Source organism: Collimonas sp., assembly GCF_035566375.1.
Taxonomy (GTDB): domain Bacteria; phylum Pseudomonadota; class Gammaproteobacteria; order Burkholderiales; family Burkholderiaceae_D; genus Collimonas.
This window is the reverse complement of sequence record NZ_DATMRK010000058.1, coordinates 14592-37152: the sequence shown is the minus strand read 5'-3', so window position 1 is coordinate 37152 and position 22561 is coordinate 14592. Positions and strand designations below refer to the sequence as shown.

At 58.0% G+C, this 22561-nt stretch carries 18 protein-coding genes; 10 read left to right on the top strand and 8 right to left on the bottom strand.

Features of this window, described 5'->3' with window-relative positions; all coding sequences use genetic code 11:
- Positions 1–264, bottom strand: a 264-nt coding sequence (gene ilvN / locus VNZ60_RS19135) for an acetolactate synthase small subunit (protein ID WP_325661948.1), incomplete at its 3' end; no start/stop codon positions are given.
- A gap of 2 nt (positions 265–266) precedes the next feature.
- Positions 267–1994 carry an acetolactate synthase 3 catalytic subunit gene (locus tag VNZ60_RS19130; protein ID WP_325661946.1) on the bottom strand — a complete coding sequence of 576 codons (1728 nt, stop codon included), beginning with the start codon at positions 1992–1994 and terminating at the stop codon, positions 267–269.
- A 642-nt stretch (positions 1995–2636) separates the two neighbouring features.
- Between VNZ60_RS19130 and VNZ60_RS19125 the strand changes: the two genes are divergently transcribed.
- From VNZ60_RS19125 to VNZ60_RS19110, 4 genes are read left to right on the top strand one after another with little or no spacing between them, the layout of a single operon-like run.
- Positions 2637–3206, top strand: a complete 570-nt coding sequence (locus VNZ60_RS19125) for an RNA polymerase sigma factor (RefSeq protein WP_092413402.1) — start codon at positions 2637–2639, stop codon at positions 3204–3206.
- The gene (locus tag VNZ60_RS19120) at positions 3203–3610 is read left to right on the top strand and encodes a DUF3619 family protein (RefSeq protein WP_325661942.1); all 408 of its coding nucleotides are present in this window, start codon (positions 3203–3205) and stop codon (positions 3608–3610) included. The genes VNZ60_RS19125 and VNZ60_RS19120 overlap by 4 nt, the downstream gene beginning before the upstream one ends.
- Positions 3607–4314: a DUF3106 domain-containing protein gene (locus VNZ60_RS19115; RefSeq protein ID WP_325661940.1), complete on the top strand. Its 708-nt coding sequence runs from the start codon at positions 3607–3609 to the stop codon at positions 4312–4314. The genes VNZ60_RS19120 and VNZ60_RS19115 overlap by 4 nt, the downstream gene beginning before the upstream one ends.
- A gap of 5 nt (positions 4315–4319) precedes the next feature.
- Positions 4320–4868 carry an RDD family protein gene (locus VNZ60_RS19110; protein ID WP_325661938.1) on the top strand — a complete coding sequence of 183 codons (549 nt, stop codon included), beginning with the start codon at positions 4320–4322 and terminating at the stop codon, positions 4866–4868.
- 206 nt (positions 4869–5074) lie between these two features.
- Here the strand turns inward: VNZ60_RS19110 and VNZ60_RS19105 are convergent, their stop codons facing one another.
- Together VNZ60_RS19105 and VNZ60_RS19100 are read right to left on the bottom strand one after the other, a co-directional pair.
- Positions 5075–7300, bottom strand: a complete 2226-nt coding sequence (locus tag VNZ60_RS19105) for a two-partner secretion domain-containing protein (protein WP_325661936.1) — start codon at positions 7298–7300, stop codon at positions 5075–5077.
- A gap of 217 nt (positions 7301–7517) precedes the next feature.
- Entirely contained in the window at positions 7518–8354 is an 837-nt protein-coding gene (locus tag VNZ60_RS19100; RefSeq protein WP_325661934.1) for a ferritin-like domain-containing protein, read from the bottom strand.
- A 111-nt stretch (positions 8355–8465) separates the two neighbouring features.
- Between VNZ60_RS19100 and VNZ60_RS19095 the strand changes: the two genes are divergently transcribed.
- Entirely contained in the window at positions 8466–8990 is a 525-nt protein-coding gene (locus VNZ60_RS19095) for a gamma carbonic anhydrase family protein (protein ID WP_325661932.1), read from the top strand.
- A 26-nt stretch (positions 8991–9016) separates the two neighbouring features.
- Positions 9017–9979, top strand: a complete 963-nt coding sequence (gene hslO / locus VNZ60_RS19090) for an Hsp33 family molecular chaperone HslO (protein ID WP_325661930.1) — start codon at positions 9017–9019, stop codon at positions 9977–9979.
- A gap of 63 nt (positions 9980–10042) precedes the next feature.
- Here the strand turns inward: hslO and ftsB are convergent, their stop codons facing one another.
- The 4 genes from ftsB to VNZ60_RS19070 all read right to left on the bottom strand — a co-directional run bounded on the left by ftsB (position 10043) and on the right by VNZ60_RS19070 (position 14411).
- Positions 10043–10423, bottom strand: coding sequence for a cell division protein FtsB (gene ftsB, locus VNZ60_RS19085; RefSeq protein ID WP_325661928.1), 381 nt, complete (start codon positions 10421–10423; stop codon positions 10043–10045).
- Positions 10424–10495: 72 nt separating this feature from the next.
- Positions 10496–11779 (bottom strand): phosphopyruvate hydratase, encoded by a 1284-nt coding sequence (gene eno, locus VNZ60_RS19080; RefSeq protein ID WP_325661926.1) that lies wholly within the window; start codon positions 11777–11779, stop codon positions 10496–10498.
- Between the two features lie 118 nt (positions 11780–11897).
- On the bottom strand, positions 11898–12752 hold the full coding sequence (kdsA, locus tag VNZ60_RS19075) for a 3-deoxy-8-phosphooctulonate synthase (RefSeq protein WP_211467081.1): 855 nt from the start codon (positions 12750–12752) through the stop codon (positions 11898–11900).
- A gap of 9 nt (positions 12753–12761) precedes the next feature.
- Positions 12762–14411 carry a CTP synthase gene (locus VNZ60_RS19070; protein WP_325661923.1) on the bottom strand — a complete coding sequence of 550 codons (1650 nt, stop codon included), beginning with the start codon at positions 14409–14411 and terminating at the stop codon, positions 12762–12764.
- Positions 14412–14748: 337 nt separating this feature from the next.
- On the opposite strand from VNZ60_RS19070, the gene VNZ60_RS19065 reads away from it, so the two are divergent.
- The 4 genes from VNZ60_RS19065 (at position 14749) to VNZ60_RS19050 (ending at position 22530) form a co-directional block, all read left to right on the top strand.
- A complete protein-coding gene (locus VNZ60_RS19065; protein ID WP_325661921.1) occupies positions 14749–16155 on the top strand; it encodes an MFS transporter in 1407 nt (468 codons plus the stop codon).
- A 409-nt stretch (positions 16156–16564) separates the two neighbouring features.
- On the top strand, positions 16565–18073 hold the full coding sequence (locus VNZ60_RS19060; RefSeq protein WP_325661919.1) for an efflux transporter outer membrane subunit: 1509 nt from the start codon (positions 16565–16567) through the stop codon (positions 18071–18073).
- Positions 18074–18115: 42 nt separating this feature from the next.
- On the top strand, positions 18116–19345 hold the full coding sequence (locus VNZ60_RS19055) for an efflux RND transporter periplasmic adaptor subunit (protein WP_325661917.1): 1230 nt from the start codon (positions 18116–18118) through the stop codon (positions 19343–19345).
- Complete coding sequence (locus VNZ60_RS19050; protein ID WP_325661915.1) at positions 19342–22530, top strand: efflux RND transporter permease subunit; 3189 nt, start codon at positions 19342–19344, stop codon at positions 22528–22530. The genes VNZ60_RS19055 and VNZ60_RS19050 overlap by 4 nt, the downstream gene beginning before the upstream one ends.
- The last annotated feature ends 31 nt before the right edge of the window (positions 22531–22561 follow it).

The window sequence follows — 22561 nt, the reverse complement described above, 5'->3', positions numbered from 1 at the left end:
CAGCATCAGCTCGCGTTCGATATGTGCGCCTTCGGTCAGGTCGACCACTTTGACGACTTCAATCAGACGGTTCAGGTGCTTGGTGATCTGTTCGATCACGTCATCCGAACCGCTTGTCACGATGGTCATGCGTGACAAGGTGGCATCTTCGGTCGGTGCGACCGTCAATGTCTCGATGTTGTAGCCGCGGGCGGAAAACAGACCGACCACGCGCGACAAGGCGCCCGCTTCATTTTCCAGCAATACAGAAACGATATGTCGCATGATTACAGATCCTCCGAACCGAGCAGCATTTCAGTCAAGCCCTTGCCCGCCTTGACCATAGGCCAGACGTTTTCGGTTTGATCCGTTATGAAATTCATGAATACCAGGCGATCCTTCATGCCGAACGCCTCTTTCAATGCACCGTCGACGTCGCCCGGCTTCTCGATCTTCATGCCGACATGGCCGAAAGATTCGGCCAGCTTGGTGAAGTCCGGTAGCGAATCCATATACGACTCGGAATAACGCGAGCCGTAATCGATCTGCTGCCATTGACGGACCATGCCGAGGAAGCGGTTATTGAGCAAGATGATCTTCGGTGTCAGGTGATATTGCTTGCACGTCGCCAGCTCCTGGATACACATCTGGATCGATGCTTCGCCGGTGATGCAAGCCACGGTCGCACCAGGGTTGGCCATCTGCACGCCCATCGCATACGGCAAGCCGACACCCATGGTGCCAAGACCACCGGAATTGATCCAGCGGCGCGGCTTGTCGAAGCCGTAGTACTGGGCCGCCCACATCTGGTGCTGGCCGACGTCGGAAGTAATGAAAGCATCGCCGTCGGTGATCTTCCACACTTTTTCAATCACCGCTTGCGGTTTGATCACTTCAGTCGAATCGGTAAACTTGAGGCAATCGCGTGCGCGCCACTCGTTGATCTGCTTCCACCAGTTGGACAGGGCCGGCGTATTTTGCCGGGTTTCGGATGCGTCCAGTTGCGCCAGCAGTTCTTGCAGCACATCCTTGACGTTGCCAACGATAGGGATATCGACCTTGACGCGCTTCGAAATCGACGATGGGTCGATATCGATATGGATGATCTTGCGCGAAGTCGAGGTGAAATGCTTGGGATTGCCGATCACGCGATCGTCAAAGCGGGCGCCAATGGCAATCAGCACGTCGCTGTTCTGCATCGCCATATTGGCTTCGTAAGTACCGTGCATGCCAGGCATGCCGACGTACTTGTCACTCGATGCCTTATAGCCGCCCAGACCCATCAGGGTGGTAGTGCATGGGTAACCCAGGCGATCCACCAGCTTGTTCAGTTCAGGTGAGGCATTCGCCAGGATCACGCCGCCGCCGGCATAGATCATTGGCCGTTCGGCTGTCAGCAGCAGTTGCACCGCTTTGCGAATCTGACCGGAATGACCTTTGTCGACCGGCTTGTAGGAACGCATTTCGACTTCCTTCGGATAGTCGAAAATATGGCGGTGCATGGTGATGTCTTTAGGGATATCCACCAGCACCGGGCCGGGACGGCCGGTACTGGCGATAAAGAACGCCTTTTTGATGGTCGATGCCAGATCCTTGACATCCTTGACCAGGAAATTGTGCTTGACGCACGGGCGTGTGATACCAACCGTGTCGCACTCCTGGAACGCATCCTCGCCGATCGCATATGACGGCACCTGACCCGAAATCACCACCATCGGGATCGAGTCCATATAGGCCGTGGCCAGGCCGGTCACCGCATTGGTGACGCCCGGGCCGGACGTGACGATGGCCACGCCAACCTTGTTCGAACTGCGGGAATAGGCATCGGCTGCGTGAATCGCAGCTTGCTCATGACGTACCAGGATATGCTGGAATTTTTCTTGCTGGAATATGGCGTCGTATATATACAGCACAGCGCCACCGGGATAGCCGAACACGTGTTCGACACCCTCTTCCGCCAGACAGCGCACGAGAATTTCCGCGCCGGTAACAGGCAAATTTGTATCTTTGTTCATGATGACTAGATCCTTTCAAGGTCCATTGGAAATTGATCGGATGCTCTTTCCTGACGAAATGGCGCAGCGTATCAGTGCCACGGCGTCCCTTTTTTGTGCGATCACGTCATTCCGTTGCGTAGCCGTAGATACGATTCAAAATGGCGCTAAACGCTACTCGTTCGGCCGAAAATTCTGTATACACCGCCGCCTGTTTCTCGCGCTTGTGGCACGGGTTGGAGCAAACAGCTTACAAATGTGAAGCATGCCTGTCCGTTGAGCAACATCTTGAGTCGTCAGCGAAAAGGCTTGCACCCCAGGGTTCTGAAGTGGATAGCTACCATAATGCGTAGTTTCATTCCGGTCAAGCCAAATTACATCAAATCCGAGTTAAATCGTGTCTTTTGCTGTAGATTTGCCCACAACCATCGCCTTTTTTGCTAGGATTCGGCCAGTCTGGAAATTAATCGTAAGCCATTGTTTATGAAGGTAAGGCGAACGACAGTTCCGGACACGGGCCAAGGGCGGCTGGCGTAGGCGAGTCAATATCGGGGTCTGACCCCGGGCATGGCCGTATTCCGGCTGCATATAGAATCTAGCATCTAGAATCTTGAAACAGCATCTTGAAACAGCAGTAAAGTATGACCCAATCCGCCGCGAAGCATGGCCACAGATAAAGAACTTTCCGATTTCCTTGAAAACGTAGAACGCCGGGCTTTTAAGCAGGCGGTGTATGCCGTCCGCAAAGACGAGTCTGCCCTGGACATCGTTCAAGACGCCATGATCAAACTGGCAGAAAAATACGGCGACAAACCGGCGGCCGAGCTGCCGATGCTGTTCCAGCGCATCCTGCAGAACACCATCCACGACTATTTCCGCAGGGAAAAGGTGCGCAATACCTGGGTCAGCCTGTTTTCCAGCATGGGGCACAACAATGCCAATGACGAGGATTACGATGTCCTGGAAACCTTTGAATCGGATGAAGATTCGCAAGCGACAGAATCCAGCGCCAACAAGCTGGAACGTGAGCAAATTCTCAACATGATCGATGAGGAAGTACAGAAACTGCCGGCGCGTCAACGGGAAGCCTTCCTGATGCGTTATTGGGAGGACATGGATGTTGCCGAGACCGCGGCCGCAATGGGATGCTCGGAAGGCAGCGTAAAGACGCACTGCTCTCGCGCGACGCACACCCTGGCGCTATCGCTTAAGGCCAAAGGAATCAGTTTATGAACAATAGAGAAATCAATTTCGCTTTCAAGGTGCGGCACGCACTGAATGAAAACCTGGACAATTTGCCAGCCCCTACCGCTGACCGCCTGGCTGCTGCCCGCAAGGCGGCAATGGCGCGCAAGAAAAAAGATGCGCCGACCCGCGTGTTGGCGCGTCAAGGCGTACTGGCGGGCCACGCCGGCAATTTCTTCGGTGACCGTCTGTCCTGGCTGACGCGGATCGGCGTCGCTGCGCCGATTCTGGCCGGCCTGGTGCTGCTGTCCGGCCTGTATCAATACGAACAACAACATCGGATCAGCGCCGCCGCCGATATTGACGCAGCCGTGCTCTCGGACGAATTGCCGCCATCGGCCTACCTGGATCGCGGTTTCAGCGCCTACCTCGCCCAGCAGCAAGACCAATGACGTCAATCTCCCCCTCCAAGCCGACTAAGCGCGAGTCGTCCGCAAGCATGCTAAGCAACCGCCGCAAGCGTTTGATCGGCGCCGCCTGTGCGTTGCTGGTGACAGGTGGTGCGGCGCTGGCAGTCCTCGGCCCGGTTGCACCGACCCAGGCAGCCGGATACCCGGCTGTCGCCAGCATCAAGGAAACGCCGGGCAACCAAGCTAAAATGATCAAGGTAGTGGATAGTGCGGCCCCCAACTGGAATCAATTGAGCGCGGTTCAGCAACATATCCTGGAACCGCTAGCCCCCGATTGGGACAAGCTGAAGCCGACCGCCAGGAAGAAGTGGCTGGAAATCAGCGGCCGCTACGCCAGCATGACGCCGGCTGAGCAAGAAAGATTGCAGGCCAGGATGCGCGGCTGGGTAACGTTGACCCCTGAACAGCGCCGTATCGCGCGCGAAAATTATGCCCGCGCCAATAAACTGGATACCGAGCAAAGAGCATTGCGCTGGCAGCAGTATCAGCAATTATCGGAACAGCAAAAGAAAGAGTTGGCCGAACAAGCTACGCCGCACCACAAACGGGTAACCACCATGCCGCCGGCCACGCTCAACAAAGCCAAGCCCGCAGCACCAGTCAATATGGCGCCGCCTGCGGCCCAGGAACAGACTGCGGTGGTCGCACCGGCGACGGCCCCAGCGCCGGCGCCAACCACGAAATAAGCATTTTGAATCCTGTCGCAATAAACCCGCTTGCCAGCCAACAGCAGACGCCGTCGCTGAAACGTCGTTTCGGCAGCATCATGTATGAATCCATGTTGTTGTTTGGCATTCTGTTTATTGCGGGATGGATTTTTTCCACCTTGCTGCAGCAACGCAACGCACTGTATCTGCGTCACGGCCAGCAAGCTTGGCTGTTCATTGTCTTGACCCTGTATTTTGTCTGGTGCTGGAGCCATGGCGGACAAACGCTAGCCATGAAAACCTGGCGCATCCAGCTAGTCAACCAAGATGGCAGCGCGGTGAAAGCTGGCCGTGCCGCCATCCGTTTCCTGCTCTGCTGGTGCTGGTTCCTGCCCGGGCTGGCGCTGGCCTGGGCGTTAGGCGCACAGACCTGGATGCTGGCCTTGATTCCGGCGGCGAATTTCGTGCTATGGGCCATGACCATTTACCTCGATCCCCAACGCCAACTCCTGCACGACCGCATCGCCGGCACCAAACTAGTGAATATGGCGGAAATCGTCAAACCTGCCGGCAAACGCAAGTGGTATCACTAGCAGCCTGTCGGACTTAGAGGATCGAAGCGAAAAAATAGCCGAGCGAGGACAGATTTTGCCGGGTTCGCAGCGTCAATAGCTAGCTATTGACCAAGAAACCGGTGCTTATATGGACCGCTCAGCTATTTTTGCAGCCGATCATCCCTAAGTCCGACAGGCTGCTAGGCCTGTTAGCCGCAAAAAGATTTCCCGTGCCCGTCAAAGGCTTACCACCACCACATCCAGAATGCCCACCAAGGTTTCGGTGGCTTTGGCCTGGGTTCAACTGGCAAACCACTTATTTTTCCGCCCACCTTGCGCGACGCCCCCGGCTGCATCACCACCTTGCTTTGCGAACCCAACTGGTAAGACAGATTGCCTGCCACGTCGATCAAGCTGCCTTCTTGCTGAGTAATGTCGCCCTGGGTCCGCATGGTGGCGCTACCGGCATGAATTTGCCCCTGAACATCAATCCCGGCCCGACCAGCAGCAAAGTGGGCGTGGCGAACCGCCGTCACCTGGCCGCCTAACAACAAGCGATCCCCAGCCTCAAGATTAAGCTTGCCACCAGCAAAAATCGAGTATGCATCCGATGTCTCCAGTTTCTTTTCGCTCCGGATTTCCATATCTCCCGTGGTCGTAAGCGCGGATAGCGACAAATCGTCGGTGACTCGGATCTTCACCGAATTTGCATCGGAAATTTGCAGCCAGCCAATGGCATTCTTGCCGGCGCTCAAATCAAAGTTTGCCTCCGCGCCGTCCAAACCGAGCGCGTCGGCGTTAATCGAGGCCCTTGCGGTTTGCCTGACGTTGCCTGCGGCATTGATTTGCAGACTATCGCTGCGCAACTCGCCATCCAGCAAAATGCCGCCTGAACCACCGCCAATCGTTACCGTGTCGCTGGACAACGTGGCGCCTGACAATATCAGCCGATTACCGCGGTAGGAGATATCTTCGCCACGGGTCTGCGTCCCGCGACGCTGGTGCAACGCAGCGCCGCCGCGGAGATGGATATGGCCGTATTCGCCGCCAAGCATATCGGCGCGCTGATGCAACACACCTTGCGCATCAAGCGCCAGAAAATCCTCGACAATGAGATCGGCAGCTTCGGCTTGCTCGATATTGGCGTTGGTTTTGGCGGTTATGCGGTCGGCGTGTATGCTGCGATCAAAGCGGATGTCGCCTTGCTCGGCGCGTAGTGAAAGCGCGCCGTAGTTCAACTTGTCGTTAGTCAGGATCAGTTGCCCCAGTCCCTGAGTGGATACACTCAATTCCACTCCCTTGCCCGCCTTGATAAAGCCATCGCTGATGACGCCCTGACCGTTGTGCAAGGTAGCCATTTGATCGGCGGCCAGCACGCCGCCCACTAACAAGTCACGGTCACGCGTTGCCGCTGCCACATTCGCCTCCTCCACGTTCAACTCCGGCAAGTCTGCCTCAGCCGCGGCAGTCGCGACGTTGTCCGCTGTAATGTTGAGTGCTTGAGCAGTCAATTCAGCGCGGCCAAACTTGACGTAGGCCGCCGTGCTGCTTGTCCCCGTTGCCACCAGATTGATATTGCCGTCAGCGGCGCTGAGTTTGGCGCCGTCTTGAACATGGACGCTCTGCCCTTTCACAACGATATCGCCATCGGCAGTCAAACTGCCGCCGACGTTGAGCCTGCCGCTGCCCAGACTAGCCAGCCGGATCACTCCCTCAGCGTGGTTGACGCGGTTGGCTTCGAGAGAGCCGCTGTTGTTGATCACGCTTCGGGTGATCGCGTCGCGCGCCCACGCGGTGAGAGCGATGTTGCCGTCTTGCGTGACGATCAGGCCGCCATTGTTGATCACGGCGTCGAGGCTGGCCTGGCTCAGTTGGGCTTGTAAATTATTACCCGCGAAACTCAGACTGATGCTGTCCGCTGCCGCCAGCACAACATCGCCAACGGCCTTGATAACCCCCGTGTTTTCTACACCAGCGGCGCCGATCAGGGCGACCGATCCGGTGGCGTTGATCTCGCCCTGATTGCGCACCCGGCCGTTGCCCTCTGCGAAATTCAGTGCGTCGCTGTTAAAGGCGGCATCGCTGATATTGAGTGCAGAGGCAACCAGGCTGCCGACCTTGACTTGCGCACCATTGCCGATCAGTACGCCGTTCGGGTTGACGATGAAGACACGGCCATTGGCATTCAGCGCCCCCAGAATCGTGGTGGGGTCTATCGAGTTGATACGGTTCAATACGGCGGCGTTGGCGTCTTTCTGGATGAAATTCAGGGTTTCGGCGTTGCCGACGTTCATATTGTCCCAGTTGATGATCAGCTTGTCGCTAGCCTGTTTGACGGTAGTGGTGCTGCCGTTCCTGCTGATGCTGCCGCTGCCGTCGCCGATACTGCCGCTACCTACCGCATGAGCTTGGCCGCTCAGCGCAAGGATAAGCGTCAGCAGCAACGGCTTGATCAGTAAATATTTTTTCATATGAATGCCCCGCCCCTCTATTTGATATTTCTCCATGAGCCACCCAAGGCGGCAGTAAAAACCATAAATTTATCAATACGACAACAAATTTATCATGCAAAAACATCAACTGTGGATATAACGTTTCTTAAAAAGATGGGGGCATCCTGTAGCAGCAGATCGCGACCGCGATGCTCTTGGAACTGCAGGAAAATCTGTACTTTTATTCAGCCACTTTTTATTCAGCCATCTGCAGCATCAGCAGCTCTTGCTCGGAAAATCCAGCCGCTCTTCTTGCTTCCAGATTAAATGGCCCGCGCAGCACCGGCGCTTTATATTGGGCGGCCAGGGCAGCAAATGTTGCCAACGGCTCCAGCTGATGTAGCTGGCAGAGCCAGCCATACCAGCGGTTGCCGATCGCCACATGACCTATCTCATCGCGCAAGATAATATCGATGATCGCCGCCGCATCCTCATCGCCGGCCTGCGCCAGCTTGGCGCGGGTGCGCGGCGATGCGTCCAGGCCGCGCGCTTCCATCAAACGCGGCACCAGCGCCATCCTGGCCAAAATGTCATGGCTGGTTTTCTCGGTCAGCTCCCACAAGCTGTTATGTGCCGAAAAATCGCCGTAGGCGAATCCCAGGGTTTGCAAATGTTTTGCCAGCAAACTAAAGTGATAAGCTTCCTCCTTGGCGACACGCAACCAATCGGCATAATAATCCTGCGGCATGCCGCTGAAGCGCCAGATCGCATCCAGCGCCAGGTTGATGGCATTGAATTCGATATGCGCCAGCGCGTGAATCATGGCGGCACGCCCTTCCAGCGAGGCCATGGAACGATGCTTTACCTCACGCGGTGGAACTAGCAATGGTTGTAGCGGGCGCCCAGGTATGCTTGCGCTTGCACTCAGCGCGCGCTGCTTATCCAGCTGCATGCCAGCTTCGCCCCAGGCTACCGCCATTGCCTCGACTCCGGCCACTTTGGCAGCAACATCAGACTCACACAGCCAATGCAAGGCAGCGGCGCGTAGCTCCGCAGGGCCGTCAGGCTTTGCGGGAAAGGGGGAATGGTTCATGTTGAGAGCGGTAAAATGACGCTACGGTTGAAAAATCGCACAATGGACCTATCTGCAAGCATTCGATAAGGGCATCCTGCATGCCCGGCAACCAGCATTTTACGGAGATTTATGGCCATCTACCAATTGGGCGAACATGCCCCCGACATTGCCCCTTCAGCGTATATTGCGCCGTCCGCCAACCTGATCGGCAAGGTCAAGATCGAAGCCGACGCCAGTATCTGGTTCGGCGTCACTATCCGTGGCGATAATGAGCTGATTACTGTCGGCCAGGGTAGCAATGTGCAGGAAAGTAGCACGCTGCATACCGATATGGGTTTCCCGCTGACGATAGGCAAGAACGTCACCATCGGCCATCAGGCAATGTTGCACGGATGCACGATTGGCGACGGCGCCTTGATCGGGATCCAGGCGGTGATTCTGAATGGCGCCAAAATCGGCAAAAATTGCCTGGTCGGCGCCGGCGCGCTGGTCACCGAAGGCAAGGAATTTCCGGACAACTCGTTGATCATCGGCGCACCAGCCAAAGCGGTGCGCACCCTGAGCGAACAAGATATCGCGGCGCTGGCCGGCAACGCCGCGCACTACATAGAACGTGGGCAAGAATACAAAACCAGCCTGAAAAAAATCGGATAACGAGCAACACATAAGCGGATAAAAATATGGACGTAACAAAGATGATGGACACCGGCGAAATGCACGGCGATTCACTGCAAAAATTCATGGTTGAAAATGCAGCCGTGCGCGGCGAGCTGGTGGAGCTGTCCAGCACCTGGCAGCAAGTGCTGGCGCACCGCCATTACCCGACGCCGGTCAAAACCTTGCTGGGCGAAATGATGGCGGCAGCGGCATTGCTGACGGCTAATCTGAAATTCAACGGCGTCATCGTCATGCAGATTCATGGCGACGGCCCGATCCGGCTGCTGGTGGTCGAATGTGATTCGCAACTGCAGATGCGCGCCACCGCCAAGCTCGCGCCCGACGCTGTAATCGACCCCGATGCGGCCATGTCGCAACTGGTCAATCTGAACGGCCAGGGACGTTTTGCGATCACGCTCGACCCGCAGGACAAGATGCCGGGCCAGAAAGCGTATCAAGGCATCGTGCCGCTGGATGGCGAGGATGTCGCCACCGTCATCGAAAATTACATGCTGCGCTCGGAACAGCTGGATACCAAGCTGTGGCTGGCAGCCGACGACAAAGTGGCGCGCGGCTTGCTGTTGCAAAAACTGCCGAATCACGGCGGCATCGACGTGCCGCTCACCGACGAGCTGGAAACCTGGAATCGCTTCCTGGCGCTGGGCGGCACTCTGCGCTCCGAAGAAATGCTGTCCACCGATATACAAACGCTGTTGCGCCGTCTGTTTTGGGAAGAAACCATCCGCGTTTTCGAACCGCAGCAGCCCAGCTTTCAATGCAATTGTTCTCGCGAAAAAGTCGGCAGCATGTTGAAAATGCTAGGTCAGCCCGAGATCGAGGAAGCCCTCGCTGATTTAGGCAAGCTGGCGGTGGATTGCGATTTCTGCGGTCAGCATTATGAGTTCGACAAAGTCGATTGCGCGCATCTGTTTGCCAGCGATGAGCCGGTTGAAGTATTGCTGCCTTCCGGCAGCAGCAAACATTAAGAGCGAGGCAATGGGATAGGGCCTGGCGGCAAGCAGTACGGCCGCCCGGCAAACTGAAGAGTATCAGTGCTCTGGTTTCTGGTTCTTTTCCGTCGGCACGGCGATCGCCACCGTCTTTTCCACCGCCGTCAATTCTGCATTTGGCGGCGCCGGCATATCGGCCGGATTGCCGTTCGGATCGAGAATCTGAATAAAAATCTCGTCTTGCTTGATCATGCCCAGCTCGGTACGCGCCCGCTCTTCGACTGCACCGGTGCCTTCTTTCAAATCATGTACTTCCGAATCCAGCTTGGCGTTGCGGGCTTTCAGTTCGTCAAGCTTTTCATGTGCCGAATGCACTTGTTGATCCATATCCCAGACCCGCAGCCAGCCACCCTTGCCTAGCCACAGTGGGTACTGGACCAGTATCAGCAGAGCGGTCAGGAAAATGGCAATCAGGCGCATCGTTTTGGCGTTGGTTCCGCTGTCTTATCTTATTTTGAGTTCGGGGTGGGCACGTGTGCCCACCCCGCTCAATTACTTGAGATTATAAAACGCGCCACGGCCCGGATAACTGGCGATGTCGCCCAGATCTTCTTCGATACGCAGCAGCTGGTTGTACTTGGCCATGCGATCCGAACGCGACATGGAGCCGGTCTTGATCTGCAAAGCGTTCATGCCAACGGCGATATCCGCAATGGTCGAATCTTCAGTCTCGCCCGAACGATGCGAGATCACTGCGGTGTAGCCGGCACGCTTGGCCATTTCAATCGCAGCGAAAGTTTCGGTCAGGGTGCCGATCTGGTTGATCTTGATCAGGATCGAGTTGGCGATATCTTTGTCGATGCCTTCCTTCAGGATCTTGGTGTTGGTGACGAACAGGTCGTCGCCTACCAGCTGGATCTTCTTGCCGAGGGTTTCAGTCAGCAGCTTCCAGCCGTCCCAATCGTTTTCCGCCATGCCGTCTTCGATGCTGATGATCGGGTACTTGTCGCACCACGATGCCAGCAAACCGGTGAACTGGGCACCGGTCAGGGTCATGTTTTCGCCGGCCAGGACATAGCTGCCGTTCTTGTAGAATTCGCTGGCGGCGCAATCCAGGCCTAGAGCGATTTGCGTACCTGGCTCGTAGCCGGCCGCTTCGATCGCCTGGATGATCAGCTTCAGCGCTTCTTCGTGGCTGGCCAGGTTAGGTGCAAAACCACCTTCATCGCCAACCGCGGTCGACAGACCCTTGTCGTGCAGGATCTTCTTCAGCGCGTGGAATACTTCGGCGCCGTAACGCAGCGCTTCGCGGAAGCTCGGTGCGCCGACCGGGATGATCATGAATTCCTGGATATCCAGGTTGTTGTCGGCATGTTCGCCGCCGTTGATAACGTTCATCATCGGCACTGGCATTTGCATCGCGCCGCTGCCACCGAAATAACGGTACAGAGGCAAGCCGGCTTCTTCAGCCGCGGCCTTGGCCACCGCCATCGATACCGCCAGCATGGCGTTGGCGCCTAAGCGGCCTTTGTTTTCGGTGCCGTCGAGATCGATCAGGGTGCGATCCAGGAACGCTTGTTCGCTGGCGTCCAGGCCCATGATGGCTTCGGAAATTTCAGTGTTGATATGCTCGCACGCCTTCAGCACGCCCTTGCCGCCGTAACGGCTCTTGTCGCCGTCGCGCAGCTCGATCGCTTCGCGCGAACCGGTGGAGGCGCCGGACGGTACCGCCGCGCGTCCCATGACGCCGGATTCCAGCAAGACGTCGCATTCGACTGTCGGATTACCGCGCGAATCAATAATTTCGCGGCCAATGATGTCAACGATTGCACTCATGTATTTCCCTATCAAATAAAAATATTCGCGATATTAAAACCATTTGCGGGGACAAGGTTCAAGCTTTACCACTTACTTGTATAGCAGCAGCTATATAGTCCCTGGTCCCCCCAAGCAATCAACCGAAATTGCTTTCGATAAAGCCATTCTTTTTGACGACCCGATCCAGGTCTATCATGGTCGACAACAATTCTTTCATGCGTCCCAGCGGCACCGCGTTCGGTCCGTCGGATTTAGCTTCTGCCGGATTCGGATGGGTTTCCATGAACACGCCGGAAACACCGACAGCAATCGCAGCCCGCGCCAGCACCGGCACGAATTCGCGCTGGCCGCCGGAGGTGCTGCCCTGGCCGCCAGGCAACTGCACCGAGTGGGTGGCGTCGAACACGACCGGGCAACCGGTTTCACGCATGATCGCCAGCGAACGCATATCGGATACCAGATTGTTGTAACCGAACGATGCACCACGCTCACAAGCCATGAAATTATCTTCCGGCAGACCGGCTTCGCGGGCCGCGGCACGCGCCTTGGCGATGACATTGATCATGTCGTGCGGCGCCAGGAACTGGCCTTTCTTGATATTCACCGGCTTGCCTGATTGAGCGCAAGCATTGATGAAATCGGTCTGGCGGCAGAGGAAGGCCGGCGTCTGCAAGACATCAACTACCGCTGCCACCGGTTTGATTTCATCGATCTCATGGATATCGGTCAGCACCGGCACGCCGATTTGCGCTTTGACGTCGGCCAGGATCTCCAGCCCTTTTTCCATGCCGAGGCCGCGGAAAGAAGAACCGGAAGAACGATTCGCCTTGTCGAAAGACGATTTGTAAATGAAGTTGATGCCCAGCGCGCTGGTGATCTCTTTCAATTGTCCGGCAGTGTCGAGCGCCATCTGGCGCGATTCGATCACGCACGGGCCGGCGATCAGGAAAAACGGCTGATCCAGTCCGATGTCAAAGCCACAAAGTTTCATAATCTTTCCTTACGCTGCTGTATCAGCTTGCTTGTGCGCCAGCGCAGCCTTGATGAACGAAATAAACAAAGGATGGCCATCGCGCGGAGTCGATTTGAATTCCGGGTGATACTGCACACCGACATACCAGGGATGCGCATTCTCGCCGCTGCGCGGCAATTCCATGATTTCACACAGGTCTTCAGTCGGAGTACGGGCCGACACCACCAGACCGGCTTCTTCGATACGTTCCAGGTAATGGTTATTGGCTTCGTAGCGATGACGATGGCGTTCGGTCACGGTCGGGCCGTAGATTTCGGAGGCCAGGGTATGCGGCTTGACATCGCAGGTTTGCGCGCCCAGGCGCATGGTGCCGCCCAGATCGGAATTGATATCGCGCAGTTCCACCTTGCCGTCGTGGTTCTGCCATTCTGTGATCAGGGCCACCACGGGCTGGTCGGTCTGGGCATCGAATTCGGTCGAATTGGCGTGCGGCAGGCCGGCTTTGTTACGCGCATATTCCAGCAACGCTACTTGCATGCCGAGGCAGATGCCCAAATAAGGAATCTTGTTTTCACGGGCGAAACGGGCTGCCGCGATCTTGCCTTCGACACCGCGCTTGCCGAAACCGCCCGGCACCAGGATGGCATCGTACTTGGCCAGGGCGCCGGTACCGTTGGCTTCGATTTCTTCGGAGTCCAGGTATTCGATATTGACGCGGCTGCCGGTATGAATGCCGGCGTGGCGCAATGCTTCAGTCAGCGACTTGTAGGATTCGGTCAGGTCGACATACTTGCCGACCATGCCGATGGTCACTTCGTACTTTGGATTTTCCAATGCGTGCACCAGCTTGGTCCAGACCGACAGATCTGCCGGCTTGGGCGACAGGCCCAGCTTTTCGCAGACGATAGCATCCAGCCCCTGGTCGTGCAGCATTTGCGGAATCTTGTAGATGGTGTCAGCGTCCCACACCGAAATCACGGCGTCGCCCTGGACGTTTGAGAACAAGGAAATCTTGGCTCGTTCGTCATCCGGGATCGGACGGTCGGCGCGACACAGCAAGGCATCTGGCGAAATACCGATTTCGCGCAGTTTTTGCACACTATGCTGGGTCGGCTTGGTCTTCAGCTCACCGGCCGAGACCAGATATGGCACCAGCGTCAGATGCACGAAAGCCGCCGCCTTGCGACCGGCGCGCAGGCTCAGCTGGCGCGCCGCTTCGAGGAACGGCAAGGATTCGATATCGCCGACGGTACCGCCGATTTCCACCAGCGCCACGTCGTAACCTTCGGCGCCGCGATAGATGTAATCCTGGATTTCGTTGGTGATATGCGGAATAACCTGTACCGTCTTGCCAAGGTACTCGCCACGGCGTTCCTTACGAATCACTGATTCGTAGATCTGGCCGGTGGTGAAATTATTCACCTTCTTCATCTTGGCCGTAATGAAGCGCTCATAGTGGCCGAGGTCGAGATCGGTCTCGGCGCCATCGTCGGTCACAAACACTTCGCCGTGCTGGAACGGGCTCATGGTGCCTGGATCGACGTTGATGTACGGATCGAGTTTAAGAAGGGTGACTTTAAGGCCGCGCGATTCCAAAATCGCGGCGAGAGAGGCGGCTGCAATCCCTTTACCAAGGGATGAGACAACGCCACCGGTAACAAATACAAACTTAGTCATTACAGAAGGTGCCGAACGGCACATGCGGGAAATTCGAATTATACCTCAAACGGTCGCTGCCGCAGCCGCCGGTGATCTGAAAAATAGCGGCTGTTGTTGAGTCTATCCTGATTCTCTCCTGATTTTCTCCCGATTCCGCTCTTGATCCCCTCTCTTAATCAGCGGCTTGGCCACCTGCGTGAAATTGCGCTTCATGTAATAATTCGCGGCTTCCGCTCCGGCCCATCAATGCTCCCCAGATTCTATTATTGACCGTGCCTACTTCGCCATTGCCATTGCCATTGCCATTGCTCCGATCAAGTGTTGCGCCAAAGCCGCGCCGCCTGGCACTCACACTATGAGCCAGCTATTCGGCGACCAGCCGGAAGACGACGGCCTGCCCGGAGCAGCACGCCGGGTGGCGATTATCGTCATGATCTTGGGTACCAGCATGACCGTGCTGGACGGCTCCATCGTCAATGTCGCGCTGCCCATGATCGCGCGCAGCCTGCAGGTCGATCCGGCTGCCGCGGTATGGATAGCCAATGCCTACATCCTCGCCGGCGCAATGACCATGGTCGCCTTCGCCTCACTGGGCGAAGTACTCGGCTTCCGCCGTGTATACATGAGCGGCATCCTGATATTCACGCTAGCCTCATTAGGCTGCGCCTTGTCGCCGTCGCTGGCGATGCTGACCGGCATGCGATTTTTACAAGGCATCGGCGGCGCTGCCGCCATGAGTATCGGGCCAGCGCTCTACCGCAATATATTCCCAACCCGCCTGCTGGGCGCAGCGCTTGGCATCAACGCTCTGGTAGTGGCCTCCTCCACTGCCGCCGGGCCGGCGATTGGCGGCCTGATGCTGTCGCTGCTGAGCTGGCCGTGGCTGTTTGCGGTGAATGTGCCGCTCGGTATCGTCACGCTGTTGCTGGCGCGGCGCGTATTGCCGCGCGATCCCGGACGCGGCGGCAAATTCGATGCGATCGGCGCCCTGCTCTCAGCATTGGCCTTGGGCGCTATCGTAATGGCTGTCGACGGTTTATCGCACCACGACAGCTGGAGCAAGGAATTGCTGCTCGGTGCGATTGCCCTGGTTGCGGTAATTTTATTTATCATCAGACAACAACGCTACAGCGCGCCGTTGTTACCGCTTGATATTTTTGCATCACAACGGTTTTCGATGGCGGCCGCCACCTCACTCTGCTCTTTTGTCGGCCAGGGAATTGCCTTTATTGCACTGCCGTTTCTATTTCAAGGCGCCTACGGTTTCAGCCCGCTGCTATCCGCCGCCTTGTTTACGCCCTGGCCGGTGGCGATTGCCATCACGGCGCCGATCGCCGGCCGCCTGGCCGACCGTTATTCGGCATCGCTGCTCTCGACCTGCGGCCTGCTGGTGCTGACACTGGACCTGATATTGCTGGCCTGCCTGGGCGAACACGCTTCGGTGCCGGATATCTTGTGGCGCGCCTTCGTCTGCGGACTGGGTTTCGGTTTCTTCCAGAGCCCGAATAATCGCGAAATGCTGGGCAATGCGCCGCGTGCGCGCAGCGGCACCGCATCCGGCGTACTGGCGATTGCGCGCACCTTCGGCCAATCCCTGGGGGCGGCGCTGGTGGCAGTGGTGCTGGCGGCGACCAGCATCGCCCAGGCCGCAGCCGACAGCGCCCATATCGACGCCAGTGCAGTCCATTTGTCGCTGTGGCTGGCCGCAAGTGCAACCTTGCTTGCCACCACTATCAGCGCACTGCGCATTAGGGCCTGTTGACCTATGATTTGGGAATGCGAACGCGCGGCAGGCGTTGCGTGCCTAGGCGCAGCGACGCGACGTAGCGGTGCTACGGCAAGGAGCTGCAACAACGGCATGCGACGCCTGCAGCCGTTCCCGGAGGGTTCCAGCCAAAACGTGCGCTGGCCGCGTTGCATGGCTTGCTGGGGCTCCAGCCCCAGCTACGCCACGCGCCTTGCCAGCACACGTTTTGGTTGGAACGCATCTCCCAAATCATAGGTCAACAGGCCCTAAACACGGGCGAAACTGACAGAATTGTCATATTTGCGACAGCATCAGGTACCGCAACGAGATTTAAAGTAGGAACAAATACTGTCCGGTGCTGCGCGTTGTCGGCTGCCGCCCGGACCTTCCATCCTATGCGCCGAACGCCAGCCCAAGCAGACTCATGAATTTTCCCCCGCCTTCAACAACCCAGCGTACATTTTCAGCCACCATCATGGCTGCCGCGATTGCGCTATCGCTGACAGCCTGCGCCGTCGGCCCCGATTATGTGCGGCCGTCGATGGACCTGCCTGCCAGCTATAAAGAAAGCGGCCCGTGGAAACAAGCGCAGCCACAACCAATAGACGGCAGCAACTGGTGGGAAGTCTACGGTGACGCTACGTTGAACGGCTTGATACAAGAAGCCAACCAGGCCAACCAGAACATCCGCCAGGCGGAAGCCCAATATCGCCAGGCACGCGCAGCCGCCGATGCGGCGCGCGCCGGCTTCTGGCCGACGCTCGGCGTCAACGCCGGGGTTGACCGCGCCCGCAGTAACAGCAACAGCAATGGCCTCAAACTCGGCAATAACTACAACGCTGGCCTGCAAGGTGGCTGGGAACCGGATATCTGGGGCAACGTGCGGCGTTCAGTGGAAGCCGGCGACGCCGACACCCAGGCCAGCGCCGCCGATCTGGCCGCGGCGCGCCTCAGTATCCAGGCGACCTTGGCGCAAGATTATCTGCAATTGCGCATCACCGATCTGCTGCAAGATTTGTATGCGCGCACCACCGCCGCTTACGCCCGTTCGCTGCAGTTGACCCAGAGCCAATACGCGGCCGGAGTCACCCTGCGCTCAGATGTGGCGCTGGCGGAAAGCCAGTTGAAAACCGCAGAGGCGCAAGCCATCGATTTGCAGGCGCAACGCAGCCAGCTGGAACACGCGATCGCGATCCTGACCGGCAACGCGCCCTCCGGCTTCGCTTTGACTGCGCTGCCGGCCGACACTCAAATGTTGAGCAAGATGCAGGCGGGCTTGCCGCCGATTCCAGCCGGTCTGCCTTCCGAGCTGCTGGAGCGCCGGCCCGATATCGCTAGCGCCGAGCGCCGCGCTGCCGCCGCCAATGCCAACATCGGCGTCGCCAAGGCTGCCTTTTTCCCGGCGCTGACGCTAAGCGCCAGCGGCGGCTTCAACAGCGCCAGCCTGGCGCAGTGGTTCAGCACCCCAAGCCGGGTCTGGTCGCTCGGGGCGGCGCTGGCCGAGACCATTTTCGACGGCGGCTTGCGGCGCGCCCATAGCGACCAGGCAATTGCCGTCTACGACGCTGCGGTGGCGCAATACAAACAAACCGTATTAGGCGGCTTCCAGGAAGTCGAGGACAACCTGGCTACGCTCAGCGTCCTGGACCGCGAAGCAGTCGCCCAGAAGCAGGCGGTGCAAGCTTCGCAACTGGCGGAACGGCTGGCGCTCAGCCAGTATCGCGCCGGCACCGCAACCTATCTGGCCGTGGTCACCGCACAAACACTGGCGCTGAGCAACGAACGCACTTTGGTGCAATTGCTGGGACGCCAGTTGCTGGCTAGCGTGGCGTTGATCAAGGCGGTCGGCGGCGGCTGGGATACAAGCCAGCTGGCCAGCGCCGAACGCAGCAGCCAGGCGCAAAACAAGACTCACGATAACGCCACAAATTAACGCCACAACGCACACCACAGATTAATTCCGCAAGCCGACGATATGACCACCACACTTTCCAAACCACGTTCGACGCTGCTGATCACCGCCGCAATCCTGATCCTGATCGGCGCCGCCGGCTGGGCCATAGTTCACAAAGCTGGCGCGACCGCGGCGCCAGCCGTTGCTGCCAACCCGATATCGGTCAGCACCGCCGCCGTCCAGCAGCAAGATGTGCCGATGTACCTGACCGGAGTCGGCACGGTTACCTCGAATGCCAGCGTCACCGTCAAGGCGCGTATCGACGGCCAGCTCGACAAGGTCGGTTTTGTCGAAGGCGAGGACGTCAAGGCCGGCCAGTTGCTGGTGCAAATCGATCCGCGTACCTTGCAAGCGCAGCTGGACCAGGCGCTGGCGCAAAGAGCCAAGGACCAGGCGCAACTGGCGAACTCGCGACTGGACCTGCAACGTTACACCACGCTAGTGCAACAGGACGCCGCGACCCAACAGACGCTGGACGCCACCCGAGCGCAAGTCAACCAGCTGCAAGCCGCGGTGCAAGCTGACGAAGCGCAGATCAATTACGCCAAGGTGCAGCTCAGCTTTACCAAAATCCTGGCGCCGATCAGCGGCCGGGTCGGTGCGCGCCTGGTCGATCCGGGCAATATCGTCCACGCTGCCGACGCCAATGGCCTGGTCGTGATTAATCAAATCGATCCGATTGCGGTGGTGTTCACCCTGCCGGAAGAAAGCTTCCAGAGCATCAATGCGGCTTTGCGCGGCAGCCAGAAGCCGCTCAGCGTGCAAACCTATGCGCGCAACAGTTCCGCCATGCTGGCTCAGGGTAATCTGGCGCTGCTCAATAACCAGATCGACACCAGCACCGGCACTGTGCAACTGAAAGGGATTTTCCAGAATCCGTCGCATGTATTGTGGCCGGGCCAATATGTCAATGTCCGGCTGATTCTGGGCGACCGCAAGCAAGCTTTGACGCTGCCGGCGGCGGCGGTACAGCGCAGCCAGGACGGTACCTATGTGTATATCGTCAAGGCCGATAGCACTGTCAACATTCAGCCGGTTCAGGTCGCCAATATCCAGGAAGGCCTGGCGGTCATCGACAAGGGCTTGACTGCGGGGCAGCGGGTGGTGGTTGATGGCCAGTACAAACTGAAACCTGGCATCAAGATCATGGAAGCTGCTGCCGGCAGCGCGCCGCCGCAAGCGCAAACGGCCAAGGATGCAAGCAACGGCAGCGGCAGCAGCAAAGGAAGCAATAAAGGAGCAAGCAATTGAGCATCTCCGCCACCTTTATCAAACGCCCCATCGGCACCACGCTGCTGGCGATTGCGATTTTCCTGGTCGGCGCCGCAGTGTGGCCGTTGCTGCCGGTGGCGCCGCTGCCACAAGTCGATTTTCCGACGATCCAGGTTTCCGCCAATCTGCCGGGCGGCAATCCGGAAACCATGGCGTCGAGTGTGGCGCAGCCGCTGGAGCGTCAATTTTCCCTGATTGCCGGTCTGTCGCAAATGACTTCGACCAGCTCGCTCGGCTCTACTCAAATTACGCTGCAGTTCGATCTCAACCGCAGCATCGACGCCGCCGCGCTCGACGTCCAGGCGGCGATCACCGCCGCCACCGGTCAGTTGCCGACCAACCTGCCCAGCCCGCCGAGCTTCCGCAAGGTGAATCCGGCCGATTCGCCGATCCTGGTGATGGCGGTGCAATCAGACGCACTGCCGCTGATCCAGGTGAATGACTACGCCGACAATATCCTGGCGCAGCAGATTTCGCAGATTCCCGGGGTCGGCCTGGTCTTCATCGGCGGCGTGCAAAAACCAGCGGTCCGGATCCAGGTCGACCCGACCAAACTGACCGCGCTTGGCATCAGCCTGGAAGACATTCGCGGCGTCATCGCCAATCTCACCGTGAATCAGCCGAAAGGCACGGTTGACGGTGCCAAGCAGAGCTTTACGGTGTATACCAACGATCAGTTACTGAGTGCGGAACCATGGAACGACATGGTGCTGGCATACAAGAATGGCGCACCGATCCGGGTGCGCGACCTCGGCGTCGCCATCGACGCTGCAGAAAACCTCAAGGTTGCCGGCTGGGCCTATGCCGGTGCGGCTGCGCCGGCCGGCAACACGATTACCAACGGCCGTTCGATCGTGCTGGCGGTGACCAAGCAACCGGGCGCCAACGTGATCGAAACGGTGGATAGCATCAAGGCCGCCTTGCCGCGCCTGCGAGCAGCGATCCCGCCGACGGTACACGTCAATACCCTGATCGACCGCACCCAGACCATCCGCGCCTCGGTCGCGGATGTGGAGTTCACGCTGGTGCTGACCATCGCCCTGGTGGTGCTGGTGATCTTCCTGTTCCTGCGCAACGTGCCGGCCACTTTGATCCCGAGCCTGACGGTGCCGCTGGCCTTGTTCGGCACCGCCGCTGCCATGTACTTGTTAGGTTTCAGCCTCGACAATTTATCGCTGATGGCGCTCACCATCTCGGTCGGTTTCGTGGTCGACGATGCGATCGTGATGCTGGAAAACATCTATCGCTATGTCGAAGAAGGCATGTCGCCGATGGAGGCGGCCTACAAGGGCGCGGGAGAGATCGGCTTTACGATTATCTCGATTTCTGTCTCGCTGGTGGCGGTGTTTATCCCCCTGCTGCTGATGGGCGGCATCGTTGGCCGTCTGTTCCGTGAATTCGCAATCACCGTGACGCTGACCATCGTGGTCTCGGTTTTCATTTCGCTGACGTTGACGCCGATGCTCTGTTCGCGTTTCCTGAAACCGCATACGGCTGAATCGCATGGCCGCCTGTATCAGATGTTCGAGCGCGGTTTCGACGCCATGCTTAATGGCTACAAGCGCGGCCTGCATGTGGTGCTGCGCCATCAATTCATTACCTTGATGGTGTTCTTCGCCACCATGGCCGCCACCGTGGTGCTGTTTATGGTGATCCCAAAAGGCTTCTTTCCGCAGCAGGATACCGGCTTCGTTTACGGCTTTGCCGAATCGGCGCAGGATTCGTCATTTTCCTCGATGAACAAACGCATGCTGGCGCTGGCCGATGTGGTGCGCCAGGATCCGGATGTCACCGGCTTCGGCATGAGCGGTGGCCAGAATACATTCAATACGGGCAATTTCTTCATCAGCCTGAAACCAAAAGATCAGGGGCGCACCGCCAGCGCCGACGAGGTAATCACGCGCTTGCGGCCGCAGCTGGCCAAGGTGCAGGGGGTTAACCTGTTCTTGCAGGCGGGCCAGGATATCAACGTCGGCGGCCGTCTGTCGCGTACCCAATATCAATACACCGTGACTGACTCCAACCTGGATGAACTGAACGTCTGGGCGCCGAAATTGATGAACCGCTTCCGTCAATTACCGCAATTGACCGACGTCGCTTCCGATCAGCAAAATGCCGCAGCTGCAGCCAACCTGACCATCGACCGCGCGCGCGCCTCCAGCTTCGGGATTTCGCCGGCGCTGATCGACTCCACCATCTACGATGCGATCGGCCAACGCCAGGTGGCCCAGTACTTCACGCAGATCAATAGCTACCACGTGATCCTGGAGGTAACGCCCAAGCTGCAGCAAGACCCTGACCTGTTCAGCAAGCTCTACCTGACCTCGCCGGTGACCGGGCAGCAAGTGCCGTTGTCGACCTTTGTCACCGTCGACACCAACAAGACTTCGTATCTGTCGATCAGCCATCAAGGCCAGTTCCCGGCGGTGACGATTTCCTTCAACCTGGCGCCGAATGTGTCGCTGGGCGAAGCGGTCGATGCGATCCAGAAAGCGCAGCAAGAAATGGGCGTGCCGCAAACCTTGAGCGGCGCTTTCCAGGGTACCGCCAAGGCCTTTGGCGATTCGCTGGCATCGCAACCGTATTTGATCGCAGCCGCTCTGGTCGCGGTGTATATCGTGCTCGGCTTGCTGTATGAAAGTTATATCCATCCGCTGACGATCTTGTCGACCTTGCCTTCGGCCGGCGTCGGCGCCCTGCTGATCCTGATGGCGGGCGGTTACGATTTAAGCGTGATTGCATTGATCGGCATCATCCTGCTGATCGGTATCGTCAAGAAGAACGGCATCATGATGATCGACTTCGCGCTGACGGCGGAGCGTGAGCATGGGATGAAACCGGAAGAAGCGATTTACCAGGCATGCCTGCTGCGCTTCCGGCCTATCATGATGACCACCATGTGCGCACTGCTGAGCGGTTTGCCGCTGATGCTGAGCCACGGCGCCGGCTCGGAACTGCGGCGGCCGTTGGGGTATGCGATGGTGGGCGGGCTGGTCTTGTCGCAGGCGCTGACCTTGTTCACGACCCCGGTTGTCTATCTGTATCTGGATCGCGCCCATTATTGGTATATGCGGCGCAAGGAAGCGCGGCAGGCGCGCAAGGCGGCAAGAAAATCTGTCATTGCGCCGGTCGCCCCCGCACCAGAAGCGATAGACTCGAAGTGAGTCAAAATAATGCGCCGAAATAATCGGCGCA

Coding starts and splice junctions, on each gene's coding strand:
- VNZ60_RS19115 (WP_325661940.1), top strand. CDS start 3,607: ATGACGTCAATCTCCCCCTCCAAGCCGACTAAGCGCGAGTCGTCCGCA.
- eno (WP_325661926.1), bottom strand. CDS start 11,779: ATGAGTGCAATCGTTGACATCATTGGCCGCGAAATTATTGATTCGCGC.
- VNZ60_RS19100 (WP_325661934.1), bottom strand. CDS start 8,354: ATGAACCATTCCCCCTTTCCCGCAAAGCCTGACGGCCCTGCGGAGCTA.
- VNZ60_RS19055 (WP_325661917.1), top strand. CDS start 18,116: ATGACCACCACACTTTCCAAACCACGTTCGACGCTGCTGATCACCGCC.
- VNZ60_RS19065 (WP_325661921.1), top strand. CDS start 14,749: ATGAGCCAGCTATTCGGCGACCAGCCGGAAGACGACGGCCTGCCCGGA.
- hslO (WP_325661930.1), top strand. CDS start 9,017: ATGGACGTAACAAAGATGATGGACACCGGCGAAATGCACGGCGATTCA.
- VNZ60_RS19130 (WP_325661946.1), bottom strand. CDS start 1,994: ATGAACAAAGATACAAATTTGCCTGTTACCGGCGCGGAAATTCTCGTG.
- VNZ60_RS19070 (WP_325661923.1), bottom strand. CDS start 14,411: ATGACTAAGTTTGTATTTGTTACCGGTGGCGTTGTCTCATCCCTTGGT.
- VNZ60_RS19120 (WP_325661942.1), top strand. CDS start 3,203: ATGAACAATAGAGAAATCAATTTCGCTTTCAAGGTGCGGCACGCACTG.
- VNZ60_RS19125 (WP_092413402.1), top strand. CDS start 2,637: ATGGCCACAGATAAAGAACTTTCCGATTTCCTTGAAAACGTAGAACGC.
- kdsA (WP_211467081.1), bottom strand. CDS start 12,752: ATGAAACTTTGTGGCTTTGACATCGGACTGGATCAGCCGTTTTTCCTG.
- VNZ60_RS19060 (WP_325661919.1), top strand. CDS start 16,565: ATGAATTTTCCCCCGCCTTCAACAACCCAGCGTACATTTTCAGCCACC.
- VNZ60_RS19095 (WP_325661932.1), top strand. CDS start 8,466: ATGGCCATCTACCAATTGGGCGAACATGCCCCCGACATTGCCCCTTCA.
- VNZ60_RS19105 (WP_325661936.1), bottom strand. CDS start 7,300: ATGAAAAAATATTTACTGATCAAGCCGTTGCTGCTGACGCTTATCCTT.
- ftsB (WP_325661928.1), bottom strand. CDS start 10,423: ATGCGCCTGATTGCCATTTTCCTGACCGCTCTGCTGATACTGGTCCAG.